This window comes from Pseudomonas sp. B8(2017), assembly GCF_002113575.1.
Lineage (GTDB): Bacteria > Pseudomonadota > Gammaproteobacteria > Pseudomonadales > Pseudomonadaceae > Aquipseudomonas > Aquipseudomonas putida_Z.
Genome location: NZ_NEIO01000020.1, coordinates 1 through 14220, shown reverse-complemented (window position 1 = coordinate 14220; position 14220 = coordinate 1). Strand labels below are relative to the sequence as shown.

General features: G+C 63.6%; 14 protein-coding genes. 12 read left to right on the top strand and 2 right to left on the bottom strand.

The window, feature by feature from the left end:
• Positions 1-54 precede the first annotated feature (54 nt).
• The 4 genes from CAG22_RS22170 (at position 55) to CAG22_RS22155 (ending at position 4326) form a co-directional block, all read left to right on the top strand.
• Positions 55-1692, top strand: coding sequence for a phosphoethanolamine transferase (locus tag CAG22_RS22170; protein ID WP_085706200.1), 1638 nt, complete (start codon positions 55-57; stop codon positions 1690-1692).
• A 275-nt stretch (positions 1693-1967) separates the two neighbouring features.
• The gene (rnd, locus tag CAG22_RS22165) at positions 1968-3101 is read left to right on the top strand and encodes a ribonuclease D (RefSeq protein WP_075046034.1); all 1134 of its coding nucleotides are present in this window, start codon (positions 1968-1970) and stop codon (positions 3099-3101) included.
• Positions 3098-3391, top strand: a complete 294-nt coding sequence (locus CAG22_RS22160) for a YcgL domain-containing protein (RefSeq protein WP_015271354.1) — start codon at positions 3098-3100, stop codon at positions 3389-3391. The genes rnd and CAG22_RS22160 overlap by 4 nt, the downstream gene beginning before the upstream one ends.
• A gap of 2 nt (positions 3392-3393) precedes the next feature.
• Positions 3394-4326: a D-2-hydroxyacid dehydrogenase gene (locus tag CAG22_RS22155; RefSeq protein WP_085706199.1), complete on the top strand. Its 933-nt coding sequence runs from the start codon at positions 3394-3396 to the stop codon at positions 4324-4326.
• A gap of 131 nt (positions 4327-4457) precedes the next feature.
• On the opposite strand, the gene CAG22_RS22150 is transcribed toward CAG22_RS22155, so the two are convergent.
• A complete protein-coding gene (locus CAG22_RS22150; RefSeq protein ID WP_085706198.1) occupies positions 4458-5051 on the bottom strand; it encodes a nitroreductase family protein in 594 nt (197 codons plus the stop codon).
• 144 nt (positions 5052-5195) lie between these two features.
• Between CAG22_RS22150 and CAG22_RS22145 the strand changes: the two genes are divergently transcribed.
• Both CAG22_RS22145 and CAG22_RS22140 read left to right on the top strand, forming a co-directional pair.
• A complete protein-coding gene (locus tag CAG22_RS22145; protein WP_025340222.1) occupies positions 5196-5645 on the top strand; it encodes a YcgN family cysteine cluster protein in 450 nt (149 codons plus the stop codon).
• Between the two features lie 41 nt (positions 5646-5686).
• Positions 5687-6895 carry a hypothetical protein gene (locus tag CAG22_RS22140; RefSeq protein ID WP_085706197.1) on the top strand — a complete coding sequence of 403 codons (1209 nt, stop codon included), beginning with the start codon at positions 5687-5689 and terminating at the stop codon, positions 6893-6895.
• A gap of 240 nt (positions 6896-7135) precedes the next feature.
• Here CAG22_RS22140 and CAG22_RS22135 read toward each other — a convergent pair whose 3' ends face one another.
• The gene (locus tag CAG22_RS22135; protein ID WP_075046031.1) at positions 7136-7477 is read right to left on the bottom strand and encodes a DUF2892 domain-containing protein; all 342 of its coding nucleotides are present in this window, start codon (positions 7475-7477) and stop codon (positions 7136-7138) included.
• Positions 7478-7750: 273 nt separating this feature from the next.
• On the opposite strand from CAG22_RS22135, the gene gabP reads away from it, so the two are divergent.
• From gabP to CAG22_RS28800, 6 genes are all read left to right on the top strand, one after another.
• Positions 7751-9148 (top strand): GABA permease, encoded by a 1398-nt coding sequence (gabP, locus tag CAG22_RS22130; protein WP_025340219.1) that lies wholly within the window; start codon positions 7751-7753, stop codon positions 9146-9148.
• Positions 9149-9527: 379 nt separating this feature from the next.
• A complete protein-coding gene (locus CAG22_RS22120) occupies positions 9528-10244 on the top strand; it encodes a GntR family transcriptional regulator (protein ID WP_085706196.1) in 717 nt (238 codons plus the stop codon).
• Positions 10245-10305: 61 nt separating this feature from the next.
• Entirely contained in the window at positions 10306-11625 is a 1320-nt protein-coding gene (locus tag CAG22_RS22115) for an FAD-binding oxidoreductase (RefSeq protein ID WP_025340217.1), read from the top strand.
• Positions 11626-11807: 182 nt separating this feature from the next.
• A complete protein-coding gene (locus CAG22_RS22110) occupies positions 11808-13136 on the top strand; it encodes an MFS transporter (RefSeq protein WP_085590589.1) in 1329 nt (442 codons plus the stop codon).
• Between the two features lie 74 nt (positions 13137-13210).
• Entirely contained in the window at positions 13211-14113 is a 903-nt protein-coding gene (locus CAG22_RS22105) for a dihydrodipicolinate synthase family protein (RefSeq protein ID WP_025340215.1), read from the top strand.
• Between the two features lie 2 nt (positions 14114-14115).
• A partial coding sequence (locus tag CAG22_RS28800; RefSeq protein WP_256575267.1) for a hypothetical protein occupies positions 14116-14220 on the top strand: 105 nt, incomplete at its 3' end.

Sequence of the window (14220 nt, the reverse complement as noted above, 5' to 3'; positions counted from 1 at the left end):
CCCCGGTGCCGCGCAGGCCCTCGGGCTGATAATCACTCTTGATTGCGAACACTGATGCTCAACTTCAAATCCCTGCGGACTGAATGGGTCACGCTGCTGGCCAGCCTTTACCTGCTGATCGGCTTCAATGTCTTCCTCTGGCAGCATCTTGAACAGGTCGTACCGCCCGGTTTGCCGGGGCTTTGGCTGAGCCTGGCGTTTGCCGTGCTGATGCTGTTCGCGTTCAACCTGATCCTCACGTTGTTCGCCTTCCGTTATGTATTGAAGCCAATACTTATCGTGTTGTTCATGAGTGGCGCGGGCGTGGCTTACTTCATGAACCAGTACGGCGTACTTATTGACGCGGGCATGTTCCGCAATATCGCGGAAACCAACGTGGCGGAAGTGCGTGACCTGCTTTCGTTGAAGTTTGCCTTGTATATCCTGGGCCTCGGTGTAGTGCCTTCGGTGCTGTTGTGGAAGGCGCCGATCGCCTATCGCGCCTGGCACCGTGAACTGCTCGGCAAGCTGGTGGTTGGCGGTGCCTGCGTGGTGGCCCTGGGCTCGGTGGCACTGGTCAACTACCAGGGCCTGTCGTCGCTGTTTCGCAACCACCACGAACTGCGCCTGATGCTCACCCCCAGCAATATCGTGGGTGCCTCCATCGGTTATGTCAGCGAGCGCGTCGGTACCGCATCACGGCCCTTCCAGCATTATGGCGAAGATGCCAAGCGTGATGCCGCCTGGCAAAAGCACGAACGCAAGTCGCTGACCGTGCTGGTGGTGGGCGAAAGTGCGCGGGCAGACCACTTCGGCGTGCTTGGCTACAACCGCGATACCACACCGAACCTTGCCAGGGAACAGGGCCTGCTGGCGTTCTCCGATGTGCACTCCTGCGGCACGGAAACCGCCGTTTCGGTGCCGTGCATGTTCTCTGGCATGAAGCGCAAGGACTACGATGCCCGCGTGGCGAAGAACCGCGAAGGGTTGCTGGACATCCTCCAGCGTACCGGCCTGGCGGTGCAGTGGCGTGACAACCAGTCGGGCTGCAAGGGCACCTGCGACCGCGTGCAGTTCATCGATGTCAGCAAACTCAAGGACCCGCAGTTGTGCGCTGATGGTGAATGCCATGACCAGATCCTGCTGCAGGGCCTGGGTGAGCTGATCGACAACCTCGACAAGGACACCGTGCTGGTGCTGCATCAGATGGGCAGCCACGGGCCTGAATACTTCAAGCGCTACCCCGGCGCCGACCAGCGCTTTGCCCCGGTGTGCCAGAGCAACGCGCTGGACCAGTGCAGCGAGCAGGAAATCGTCAACGGCTACGACAACACCCTGGCCTATACCGACAAGGTGCTGGCCTCGCTGATCGACACCCTGCGCAGCAAGCAGGACAAGGTCGACACGGCGATGATCTACCTGTCCGACCATGGCGAGTCGCTGGGTGAATACAACCTGTTCCTGCACGGCACGCCTTACGCCATCGCCCCCGAGCAGCAGAAGCACGTGCCGCTGCTGACCTGGTTCTCCGACAGCTACAAGGAGGACTTTGGCGTCGACACCGACTGCCTGGCCAAGCTCAGCGATGCACCGCTGTCGCAGGACAACCTGTTCCACTCGATGCTCGGCCTGTTGCAGGTGCACACCGAGGTCTACCAGCAGTCGCTGGACATGTTCGCCAGCTGCCGGCCATGGCTGGCGGCCAAGCGCTAAGGCGAAGCGCATTCAAAAACCGCTAGCTTGCGCGGTCTTTGTGGGAGCGGGCATGCCCGCGAAGCAGGCGACGCGGTGGATGGCACGGGCTTCGCCCGTGTTCGCGGGCATGCCCGCTCCCACAGGGATCGCGAAGCTTGCGGATTTTGCGCACGAGAGTTGCTGCTGCCTGAACACGCACAACAGCACCACTGATCGATATCAAGGATGGCCCGGGTTTCACCAGCAGTGCCCGCGCCGTATATACTGCGCGCCAATGTTAGTGGGAGAGCCTCGTGGCCATCGAAATACACTGGATCCGTGACGACCAGAGCCTGGCCGAACACTGCCGCGACTGGCATCAGCTGCCCTTTGTCGCCGTCGACACCGAATTCATGCGGGTCGACACCTTCTACCCGAAAGCCGGGCTGATCCAGATCGGCGATGGCCAGCGTGCCTTCCTGATCGACCCGTTGCTGATCGGTAACTGGCAACCGCTGGCCGAACTGCTGGATGACAGCGGCGTGGTCAAGGTGCTGCACGCCTGCAGCGAAGACCTCGAAGTGCTGCTGCGCCTGACCGGCAAGCTGCCACAGCCGCTGTTCGACACCCAACTGGCCGCCGGCTACCTGAACCTGGGCTTCTCCATGGGCTATTCGCGCCTGGTGCAGGAAGTGCTGGGGATCGACCTGCCCAAGGGCGAAACCCGCTCCGACTGGCTGCAGCGCCCGCTCTCGGAAACCCAGGTCAGCTATGCCGCCGAGGATGCCGTGCACCTGGCCGAGCTGTTCACCGTGTTGCGCCCGCGCCTGAGTGACGACAAGTACGCCTGGGTGCTGGAGGACGGCGCCGAGCTGGTGGCCGCATTGCGCCGCGAAGTCGAGCCCGAAAGCCTGTACCGCGACGTCAAGCTGGCCTGGAAGCTGGCCCCCCAGCAACTGGCAGTGCTGCGTGAGCTGTGCGCCTGGCGCGAGCGTGAAGCGCGCAACCGCGACGTGCCGCGCAACCGCATTCTCAAGGAGCACTCGCTGTGGCCCATGGCCAAGAGCCAGCCGAACAACCTGTCGGCGCTGGCCAAGATCGACGAGATGCATCCACGCACCATTCGTCAGGACGGTGAGTTCCTCATCCAGCTGATCAAGCGTGCCGCCAGCCTGCCAGCCGAACAATGGCCACAGGCCTTGCCCGAGCCTTTGCCGATCGAGGCCAGCGGCATCCTCAAGCAGCTGCGTGCCATCGGCCAGGCCGAAGGTGAGCGCCTGGGCATTGCCCCCGAGCTGATGCTGCGCAAAAAAGCCCTGGAAGCGCTGCTCAAGAGCGGCTATCCCAATGGCCCCTATCAATTGCCCGATTCGCTGCGCGGCTGGCGCCGTGAGCGCATGGGCCAGGCCCTGCTGGACAGCCTGGCAGGCGCCGGAGAGACCCGATGAAACGCATTTGCTCTATCTACAAGAGCCCCCGCAAGAACGAAATGTACCTGTACGTGCTCAAGGCCGACGGCCTGGAGCGCGTGCCCGAAGGCCTGCTGCCGTTCTTCGGCACCCCCGTGCACGCCTTTGACCTGGTGCTTACCCCCGAGCGCAAGCTGGCCCGCGAGGACATCGCCAAGGTGCTGGAAAACCTCGACAACCAGGGTTACCACCTGCAGATGCCGCCGCCGGAAGACGACTACATCGAGCATCTGCCCGAAGAGTTGCTGCGCCGTAACGACCCTGCCTGATCATGCGAGTACTGATTGCTGAGCATGATCATGCTCGATACGCCGAGATTTTGCGTGCAGCCGCGCCAGAGCTGGAGATCCTGACCAGCGGCGACTCCGCCGAACTGGCCGGCCAGGCGCCACAGTGCCCGGTGTGGCTGGGCCAGCCGGACCTGCTGGCAAGCCTGCTGCGCCAGGGCCACAAGCCGGCCTGGATGCAGTCCACCTGGGCCGGTATCACCCCGCTGCTGGCCGAGGGCCTGCCGCGCGACTATCGCCTGACCCGCGCCGTGGGCATCTTTGGCCAGGTGATGGCCGAGTACATGCTTACCTACATGCTCGGCCATGAGCGCGAGGTGCTGTTGCGCCTGGTCAGCCAGGTCGAGCGGCGTTGGGACGACCGCCCGGGGCGTACCCTGGAAGGGCGCAAGGTGCTGATCGTCGGCACTGGCGACATTGGCCAGCGGGTGGCCGAGTTCCTGCAGGCGTTTGGCGTGGTGCTGTATGGCGTTGCCAGCAGCGCCCGCGAGCAGGCGCCGTTCGTCGAGGTAGCGGCGTTGGCCGACCTGCCGCGCATGGTTGGCCAGGTCGACTACGTGCTCAACCTGCTGCCGGATACCCCGGCCACCCACGACCTGTATGACGCGGCACTGTTCAAGTGCTTCCAGCCCACGGCGCTGTTCATCAATGCCGGGCGTGGGGCGGCGGTGGTCGACGCTGACCTGGTCGAGGCGCTGAAGGAAGGGCACCTGGCGGGGGCGGTGATCGATGTCTGCCGGCAGGAGCCGTTGCCCAGGCAACACCCGTTCTGGACGGCGTGGGGCTTGCTGCTGACCGGGCACAGTTCGGCGCCCACCTCGCCGGCGGCGATGGTGCGGTTGTTTGTCGAGAATGTGCGGGCGTATGTGGCGGGGCAGGGGTTGCGAGGTGAAGTGGACTTCGCCCGGGGCTATTGATTTTATGGTGCCTGTGCTGGCCTTTTCGCGGGCTTGCCCGTTCCCACAGGTATTGCGCCGCCCTCGAAGGGTGTGTTGTACCTGTGGGAGCGGGCGAGCCCGCGAAGAGGCCGGTACAGCCAATGCAAGGCTTACAGGCTGAAATCACCCTCGGCAGCCAGCTCGCTCAGTGGCTTGCGCGGGCTCGGTACTTCACGCGCCTGCAGCGCTTCGTTCAGGCTGGCCTTGTCGCCCAGCTTGCCGATCGCCACCATGGCATGCAGCACGTAGCCTTCAGGAACCTTCAACTCCTGACGCGCCAGTTCCTGGTCGAAACCGGCCATGCCATGGGTATGCCAGCCGCTGATGCTGGCTTGCAGGGCCAGGTGCCCCCAGGCGGAGCCGGTGTCGAAGGTGTGCCACAGCGCCGGTCTTTCTTCCGTGGCGCCCGGGGCGGCGTAGGTGGTCTTGGAAATCACCAGCACCAGCGCCGAAGCCTGTTGCGCCCAGCTGCGGTTGGCCGGCACCAGCAGGTTCAGGTAACGCTCCCAGTTCGGCGTGTCACGGCGGGCATAGAGGAAGCGCCAAGGTTGCGAGTTGTTCGCTGACGGCGCCCAGCGTGCAGCTTCGAGGAAGCTCAGCAGGGTTTCTTCGCTGATCGGCTCGGCGGTGAAGGCACGTGGCGACCAGCGGTTGATGAATTGCTCGTTGATGGCGTAATCGGCAATGCGGGGGGGGGCGCTCATGGCGGCTCCTGCAAAAGGACGGGAAACGCGCACGCTACTGCGTCGCGTCGCGACTGACAAGCGGTCTGGCTTTGCCGAAGGCCAGGCTCTAGACTGGCGCCGCCGCGCGCCGTGGCCCCAAGATGAATGCAGGAAACCCGTGTGATGATCGCTGAAAACGCGCCGTTCTGGCGGCGCAAGACCCTCGAACAACTCAGCCCGCAAGAGTGGGAGTCGCTGTGCGACGGCTGCGGCCTGTGCTGCCTGCAAAAGCTCGAGGACGAAGACGACAACAGCGTCTATTACACGCGCATCGCCTGCAAACTGCTGGATCTGCACACCTGCCAGTGCAGCGATTACCCCAACCGCTTCGCCCAGGTACCTGACTGCATCCAGCTCACCCCGGGCAAGGCCGACCAGTTCAAGTGGCTGCCGAGCACCTGCGGCTACCGCCTGGTCAGTGAGGGCAAGGACCTGCCGGCCTGGCACCACCTGGTCTGCGGCGATCGCCAGCAGGTCCATGAACAGCGCATTTCCCAGTCGGGGCGCATGCTCAGTGAACACGATGTGCACGAAGACGACTGGGAAGACCACCTGATCTTCCGCGCCAGCTGACCGGCGCGGCCCGCTGCCACGGGGAAACAAGGAGTTTCTGTATGCGTTGCCAGCTGTTGTTGCTGTTTGGCCTGATGGCCAGTTCGCCGGCCTGGGCGAAAAAGGTCGACCTCGACTACCAGGTGCGCCTGTTGCCGGCCAGTGGCCAGGCGGAGGTCCGCCTCACCTTGGCCGAAGGCAGTGTCGTGCGCAGCCTGGACTTCGACCTGGGCAAGGCCGGGGCCTACAGCGGCTTCCAGGCTGATGGCCAATGGCAACTGCAGGGCCAGCGCGGCGTGTGGCAACCGGCGGCCGGCAAGACCAGCCTCAGCTACCGCGTGCAGCTGGACCAGAAACGCGGCAGCGGCGCCTATTCGTCGCGCATCACCCCGCATTGGGCGCTGTTCCTCGGCGACCAGCTGGTACCGCCTGCGCGCCTCGACCAGCAGGATGGCACCGAGCTGGTGGCGCGGCTGGCGTTCGACCTGCCCGAAGGCTGGAAGAGCATCGAGACTTCCTGGCCGCGCATCGGCAAGGACAAGTTCCGCATCGACAACGTTTCGCGCCTGTTCGACCGCCCCACCGGCTGGATGCTCGCCGGCGACTTGGGTAGCCGCCGCGCCCGCCTGGGCGAAACCGAGGTCACCGTGGCCGCACCGGTGGGGCAGGGTATGCGGCGCATGGACAACCTGACCTTGCTGACCTTTGTCTGGCCGCAATTGCAGGCGGTGTTCCCGCGCAACCCGCCGAAGCTGCTGTTGGTCGGTGCCCGCGACGGCATGTGGCGCGGGGCGATGGCCGCGCAGGGCTCGTTGTACCTGCACAGTGCCCGGCCTATGGTCAGCGAGAACGGCAGCAGCCCGTTGCTGCGCGAAGTGGTGCAACTGTTTGCGCAGATCCATGGGCGTGACGGCAGTGACTGGCTGGTGGAAAGCCTGACCGACTACTACGCCAGCGAGTTGCTGCGCCGCTCGGGCGGGGTGAGTGACGACCGTTACCAGGCTTGGCAGGCGCGCCTGAGCAAGCAGGGTGCCAAGGTCACCCGGCTCAAGAGCGAGCATGCCACCCCGGCGCAAGTTGCGCGGGGGGTGATGTTGCTGCAGGCACTGGACAAGGAAATCCGCATCCACACCCAGGCCAAACGCTCGCTGGACGATGTGGCACGCGGGCTGATGCGCCTGCCCAGCGTCAGCACCGAAGACTTCATACAGATCAGCGAGAACGTGCTGGGGCGGCGCTCCGAGGTGTTGCAGAGCAAGGCGTTGCGCTGAGCACCTCTTTCGCCCGTACCGGCCTCTTCGCGGGTGAACCCGCTCCCACAGGTTTCTCGTTGCCCTGTAGGAGCAGCCTTGTGCTGCGAAGAGGCAATTACAGCCACAGACCCTCTTTGATCATACTGGCCCTTTCGCAGCACAAGGCTGCTCCTACAGGTAATGTACTGCCCTCAAGACGGCGCCGTCCCTGTGGGAGCGGGTTCACCCGCGAAGAGGCCGGCACAGGCAGTGCAAAACTCAACTGCCAGCCAACGGATCCTTCCCGGTCACCGTCACCCCCTGCGTCGCCGCATCGGCACTGGCCCGCAACGCCTCCAACTCCGCCGCACTGCGCTCGATGTCCGCACGCAACCGCTGGTATTCCTGGCGATGCCGCTGCCACCAGGCCTTGGTCGAACAATGCCCGCTGACCCCGCGGGCCACCGCCAAACCTCCCACCACCATCTGCAGCAAGCCGACCAGGCCGCCATGGCGCATCCCCTTGCTGAACATCAGCGCCCCCCCGGCCAGCGAGCTGACCCGTTCCAGCCCATGAACATTGTGCTGCGACGATGCCGTCGCGGAATGGATATCGAGCATGGCAAGGCCTCCTCGTGAAGTGTAAGCAGCTGACCCGCTGGCCGCCGTCATCGTTCACTCGGTATGCCGAACGACATCCCCTGTCGCATAGAAGGCTCTGCCATGCACCTTTCAAAGCAGCCGATGTCACTTATGGTCAAGTCCGTGGCGGATCCAGGCAACTTGACCGCCCCCTCGCTGGCGTACCGTGACCGGGCGCGAAGCTCATCCACGCTGGGTTTCGATCCAGGAGCTTCACGTCCCCCCACAAAGAAAACAAAAGCAGGGATCAGGATGACAATGACAAGCGCGAGTGGCGCCAGCAATCAGCTGGCGCAAGGCTTCAAGCAACGCCATGTGACCATGCTCTCCATCGCCGGGGTGATCGGTGCCGGGTTGTTCATCGGCTCCGGGCACGCCATTGCGGCGGCCGGCCCTTCAGCCATCGTCGCCTATGCACTGGCCGGCGCGCTGGTGGTGCTGGTGATGCGCATGCTCGGGGAAATGGCCGTCGCCAGCCCCGATACCGGCTCGTTCTCCACCTACGCAGACCGCGCGATCGGCCGCTGGGCCGGCTTTACCATCGGCTGGCTGTACTGGTGGTTCTGGGTGCTGGTGATTCCCATCGAAGCCATTGCCGCCGGCGTGGTGCTCAACAACTGGTTCCCGCACATCGATGCCTGGTTCTTCGCCCTGAGCATGACCGTGCTGCTGACCGCCACCAACCTGTTCAGCGTGGCCAAGTACGGCGAGTTCGAGTTCTGGTTCGCCATGCTCAAGGTCATCGCCATCGTCGCCTTCATCGCCCTCGGCGCCGCAGCCCTGGCCGGCGTATTGCCGGGGCGTGAAGTCAGTGGCCTGCCACTTCTGCTGGAGCAGCAGGGCGGCTTCATGCCCAATGGCTGGACCGCAATCATCGGCGCCTTGCTGACCACCATGTTCAGCTACCTGGGCACCGAAGCGGTCACCATCGCCGCCTCCGAATCGAAAGACCCGGCGCGCAACATCGCCAAGGCCACCCGTTCGGTGATCTGGCGCATCAGCGTGTTCTACCTGCTGTCGATCTTCGTGATCATCTCTGTGGTGGCGTGGAACGACCCGCTGCTGCCGGTACAAGGTTCGTACCAGCGAGCGCTGGAAATCATGAACATTCCTTACGCCAAGCAGCTGGTGGACATCGTGGTACTGGTGGCGGTGGCCAGTTGCCTGAACTCGTCGATCTACATTTCGTCGCGGATGCTCTACTCGCTGAGCAAGCGTGGTGATGCGCCAGGCTTCATCCAGCGCACCTCGAAGGTGGGCGTACCACGTGCGGCGGTGATTGGCAGCACGCTGATCGGCATGCTGGCGACCATCGTCAACTACTTCGCCCCGGCCGAAGTGTTTGCCTTCCTGCTGGCCAGTTCCGGGTCGATCGCGTTGCTGGTGTACCTGGCGATTGCCTTCTCGCAACTGCGCATGCGCGCCATCCTGCAGCGGCAGAATGTCGAGATTGCCTTCCGCATGTGGCTGTACCCATGGCTGACCTATGCAGTGATCGGTTTCATCATCTTTGCCCTCGGCACCATGTTCGTCATGCCCAAGCACCGCATGGAGGTATCGCTGACCCTGGCGCTGGCCCTGGTGATCCTGGTGCTGGGGGTGATTACCAGCAAGCGGCATGCGCGGCGGGAGGCCTTGGCAACCGCGTGAAGGGATTTGTGTGAATGGAAGAGAGCCACCTGCCTGCAGGTGGCTTTTTTGTTTGTGCCGGCCCTTTCGCGGGCTCGCCCGCTCCCACAGGTACAGCGCAGGTCTTGAAGGCTGTGCCCTACCTGTGGGAGCGGGCGAGCCCGCGAAAGGGCCGGCAAATTTTGCCCATTTGTCTGATCTGGATAATTTCCTGCCCGGTTTGGCAATGCAGCCCCAAGGGGTGTTTAATCTCACCCCTGAACCCGCTGGACCCCCTGAAAACAAAGGCCCAGACAGATTTCACCGTTCATCGAAAATGCTGTAGACATATTGTCTAACAGTGCCCTATAGTCGTTATACAAATAGTAGACACAGCTCTATGACAACAAAGAAGGCCGCCATGAAAGCCACCGTCCAACCACTCAGTGCAGAAGTGCCGCAGGACCGCAAGGCCGTCCTTGCCGAAGCGCTGCGCCGCCGGATCCTCAGCATGGAACTGGCCCCGGGCGCGGTGGTGGATGAACTGGCCCTGTGCGACGAGTTCGGCCTGTCGCGCCCGCCAGTGCGTGAGCTGCTGCGCCAGATCGCCGCCGAAGGCTACATCGAACTGGAAGCCAACCGCGCGCCACGTGTCGCTGCCATGAACCACGAGTCGCTGCACAGCTTCTTCGTCGCCGCCCCGCTGATCTACGTCGCCACCACCCAGCTGGCCGCCACCTATGCCAGCGCCGCCGAGATCGAAGTGCTCAAAGGTATCCAGGCCATGTTCCGCCAGGCCATCGAAGAGCGCGACGTGGAAAACCGTGTGCTCTACAACGACGCCTTCCACCTGGAAATCGGCAAGATGGCGCACAACGACTACCTGCTGCCAAGCCTGCGTCGCCTGCTGATCGACCACACCCGGCTGGGCAAGATTTTCTACCGCCACCCGACCACCGATGACATGCAGCACGACCTCGAGATCGCCTGCGAGCAGCACGAGCAGATGATCCAGGCCATCGAGCGCCGCGACCCGCAAGCTGCCGGCCAGCTGGTGCGCGAGCACTTCGAGCTGTCGCGCCGGCGCATGGCCGAGTACGCCGCGCCGCAAGGGCTGGATGTACCGATTCAGATATGAGTTACCAAGGTCAGGCCGCAGGCGCTGACCACCCGTCGACAACAAGAACCAGGTTAGTGACATGACAAGAATTAGTTCGTTACCTGCCGATGATGCCACCTGTGGCTGGTATCACCTGAGCAAGCCCCGCACGCCAAGGCCGGCCCACAGTGGCCACAGCCAGGCGCGCTGGGTGGTGGTCGGCGCCGGTTTCACCGGCCTGGCTGCGGCACGGCAGCTGGCAACGAACTTCCCGGACGACGAGATCGTGCTGATCGAGGCCCAGGAGGTCGGCTTTGGCACCTCCGGGCGCAACGCTGGCTTTGCCATCGACCTGCCGCACGACATCGGCGCCGAGGACTACATCGGCGACATCGACATCGCCAAGACCATCCTCAAGCTCAACCTGGGTGGCCAGTCCTACCTCAAGGAGCTGATCGAGCGCTACGACATCGAGTGCCAGTTCCGCCACTGCGGCAAATACCAGGCGGCCGTCGAAGACCGCGGCATCGCCGTGCTGGATGCCTACCGCCGCGGCCTGGACAAGCTCGGCCAGCCCTATGAAGTGATCGAAGGCCGCGACCTGCCCGAGCACATCGGCACGCATTTCTACCGCAAGGGCCTGTTCACCCCCGGCACCGCCTTGCTGCAGCCGTCGGCGCTGGTCAAAGGCCTGGCCGACAGCCTGCCGTCCAACGTTTCGCTGTATGAACGCACGCCCATCACCGAGGTCGACTACGGCGACAAGGTAGTGCTGCGTCATGCCAACGGTTCGATCACCGCCGACAAGCTGGTGCTCACCACCAACGCCTTCGGCATGAGCTTCGGCTTCCTCAAGGGCCGCATGCTGCCGGTGTTCACCTACGGCAGCATCACCCGCCCGCTGACCGAGGAAGAGCAGGCGCGGCTGGGCGGCAAACCGTACTGGGGCGTGATCCCGGCCGACCCGTTTGGCACCACCATGCGCCGCACCGTCGACAACCGCCTGCTGATCCGCAACAGCTTCAGCTACAACCCCGACGGGCGCAGCAACCGCAAATACCTGGACCGCTTCGTCCAGCGCCACCGCGAATCGTTCGCCCGACGTTTCCCGATGTTGCCCGGGGTGAACTTCGAATACACCTGGGGCGGTGCACTGGCACTGTCGCGCAACCACATGGGGTTCTTTGGCAAGTTGGCGCCCAATGTTGTCGGCGCACTGTGCTGCAACGGCCTGGGTGTTACCCGTGGCACTGTCACCGGCAAGTTGCTGGCCGACTGGCTGGCCGGCGACAAGAACGAACTGATCGAGTTCTTGCTCAATGCTCCCGGGCCTTGTGCAAACCCGCCGCAGCCCCTGGTTTCCCTGGGCTTGAACGCCAACCTGATGTGGGGGCAGTTCCGCGCTGGCAAAGAAAGCTGACCGCTGACGGCGTTGCAACTTTGAACACTTGATGCCGGTGGCGATTTCGCCGGCACGGGCACCCTTTGCCCGAAATTGATGATCGGCCAACAGGCCGGTCACCCGGGGCTGAACGCTGTTTTCAGTTTCGCGGGCACGCTCGTCTTGAATATGTGCATGTAACAGAAGTGGCAGGAACAACAATGACAAGTCCAAATGTTTCGATTGAAGATGTACCGATCAACAACTTTCACCAGTTGCTGACCCTGCGTTCCGGTGGCGGCTCGTTCGTCGATGGCTATGTATTGAGCATCATCGGCGTTGCCATGGTGCAGATGTCGGCAGGCCTCAACCTGACCAGTTTCTGGCAGGGCATGATCGCCGCTTCGGCGCTGATCGGCATTTTCTTCGGTGGCTTCTTCGGCGGCTGGTTGACCGACCGCTTCGGCCGCAAGCGCGTGTTCTTCGTCGGCCCGACCCTGTTCATCCTGGCCTCGATCGCGCAGTTCTGGGTGGAATCGGCGATGGTCCTGTTCCTGCTGCGCTTCGCCATCGGCATCGCGGTGGGCATCGAATACCCGGTGGCCACCTCGCTGCTGGTGGAGTTCCTGCCCAAGAAGAACCGTGGCCCACGCCTGGCCACCCTGACCGTGCTCTGGTTCGCCGGTGCCGCCTGTGCCTACATGGTCGGTGAAGCGATCCTGCGCCACGGTGGCGATGATGCCTGGCGCCTGGTGCTGGCCAGTGCCTCGGTGATCGGCGCGCTGTTGTTCGCTATCCGTATAGGCACCCCCGAATCGCCGCGCTGGCTGATCAGCAAAGGCCGTTCGGCCGAAGCCGAGCAGGTGATCAAGCGCGTCTACGGCAGAGATTTCTCGCTGAAGAACCTGCCGGAAGAGCCCAAGACCCGCAAGCTGTCGTTCCTCAGCCTGCTGCACTCCGGCTACGGCAAGCGCATGCTGTTCGTCACCATGTTCTGGACCTGCTCGGTGATCCCGGTGTTCGCCGTCTACGCCTTCGCTCCGAAAGTGTTGGGTGCACTGAACCTGAAAGGGGACTGGGCCGCCATCGGCTCGGTCGCCATCACCTGCCTGTTCGTGGTCGGTTGCATCATCGGCACCCGCCTGCTGAACACCATCGGCCGCCGCACCACGCTGCTGCACAGCTTCTTCTGGTCGGGGCTGGCGTTACTGGGCCTGGGCGCTTTCAGCAACGGCAACGAGATGCTGATCCTCGCCCTGTTCGGCGCCTACGCCTTGTTCATCGGTGGCGCCCAGGTGTTGCAGCTGGTGTACCCCAACGAACTGTTCCCTACCGAAATCCGTGCCGGTGCCGTTGGCGTGGGCACCTCAATGTCGCGGGTCGGTGCCGCGGTCGGCACCTGGCTGGTGCCCATCGGCCTCGATAGCTATGGCATCGGCGCCACCATGTATGCCGCCGCCGCGGTGACCTTCGTCGGCCTGGCCTTCTCCGTTGCCCTGGCCCCGGAAACCCGCTCGCTCAACCTGCAACAAGCGGCTTCGCTGAGCTGAATTCATGACGACCCGCCGCAGCGTCGATCCGCTGCGGCCTTTACAACACTGAGCAACGCACTGGAGAACCTACCGTGAAATTCGAAGGCATCTACACCCCGGCAATCACTCCGCTGGCTGCGGACGGCTCGATCGACAAGGCGGCGTTCGCCGAGGTCCTCGAATACCTGGTCGAGTCGAAAATCCACGGCGTCATCATTGGTGGCTCCACCGGCGAGTACTACGCCCACACCACTCAGGAGCGCATCGACCTGGCCGCCCAGGCCAAGGACGTGCTGGCCGGCCGCCTGCCACTGATCGTCGGCACCGGTGGCATCCGCACCGAAGACGCCGTGGCTTTCGCCCAGCACGCCAAGGAAATCAAGGCCGACGCACTGCTGGTGGGCACCCCGCCGTACGCACTGCCGACCCAGCAGGAAATCGCCCTGCACGTCAAAGCCGTCGACGCCGCCGCCGGCCTGCCGATCATGCTCTACAACTACCCGGGCCGCATGAGCGTGAGCATGGGTGAAGAGTTCTTCGACGCCGTGGCCGACGTGAAGAACATCGTCGCCATCAAGGAAAGCTCCGGTGACATGGGCCAGCTGCACCGCCTGGCCATCCAGCGCCCGAACATCCAGCTGTCGTGCGGCTGGGACGACCAGGCCCTGGAGTTCTTTGCCTGGGGTGCCAAGAGCTGGGTCTGCGCCGGCTCCAACTTCATCCCGCGCGAGCACGTGGCCCTGTACGAGGCCTGTGTAATCGAGAAGGACTTCGACAAAGGCCGCAAGATCATGGGCGCCATGATGCCGCTGATGGACTTCCTCGAAGGCGGCAAGTTCGTCCAGTCGATCAAGTACGGCTGCGCCCTCAACGGCCTGAGCACCGGTGGCGTACGCAAGCCGCTGTATGACCTGGATGCCGCCGAGAAGCAGGAACTGCAGCGCGTGGTCACCGAACTCAAGCGCAACATCGCACAGATCACCGGAGGTGCCTGAAAATGGCCGATTTGCTGAGCAAGCAACAATACGCGGCCCTCGCCGCCGAACTGCAACTGCGTACCCAGGCGTTCATCGACGGTGAGTTCCGCGATGCCATCTCGGGC

Bases quoted from the DNA above. Each gene is read 5' to 3' on its own strand.
- CAG22_RS22170 (WP_085706200.1), top strand. From the start codon at position 55: ATGCTCAACTTCAAATCCCTGCGGACTGAATGGGTCACGCTGCTGGCC.
- gabP (WP_025340219.1), top strand. From the start codon at position 7,751: ATGACAATGACAAGCGCGAGTGGCGCCAGCAATCAGCTGGCGCAAGGC.
- CAG22_RS22110 (WP_085590589.1), top strand. From the start codon at position 11,808: ATGACAAGTCCAAATGTTTCGATTGAAGATGTACCGATCAACAACTTT.
- CAG22_RS22135 (WP_075046031.1), bottom strand. From the start codon at position 7,477: ATGCTCGATATCCATTCCGCGACGGCATCGTCGCAGCACAATGTTCAT.
- CAG22_RS22145 (WP_025340222.1), top strand. From the start codon at position 5,196: ATGATCGCTGAAAACGCGCCGTTCTGGCGGCGCAAGACCCTCGAACAA.
- CAG22_RS22160 (WP_015271354.1), top strand. From the start codon at position 3,098: ATGAAACGCATTTGCTCTATCTACAAGAGCCCCCGCAAGAACGAAATG.
- CAG22_RS22115 (WP_025340217.1), top strand. From the start codon at position 10,306: ATGACAAGAATTAGTTCGTTACCTGCCGATGATGCCACCTGTGGCTGG.
- CAG22_RS22140 (WP_085706197.1), top strand. From the start codon at position 5,687: ATGCGTTGCCAGCTGTTGTTGCTGTTTGGCCTGATGGCCAGTTCGCCG.
- CAG22_RS22150 (WP_085706198.1), bottom strand. From the start codon at position 5,051: ATGAGCGCCCCCCCCCGCATTGCCGATTACGCCATCAACGAGCAATTC.
- CAG22_RS22120 (WP_085706196.1), top strand. From the start codon at position 9,528: ATGAAAGCCACCGTCCAACCACTCAGTGCAGAAGTGCCGCAGGACCGC.
- CAG22_RS22155 (WP_085706199.1), top strand. From the start codon at position 3,394: ATGCGAGTACTGATTGCTGAGCATGATCATGCTCGATACGCCGAGATT.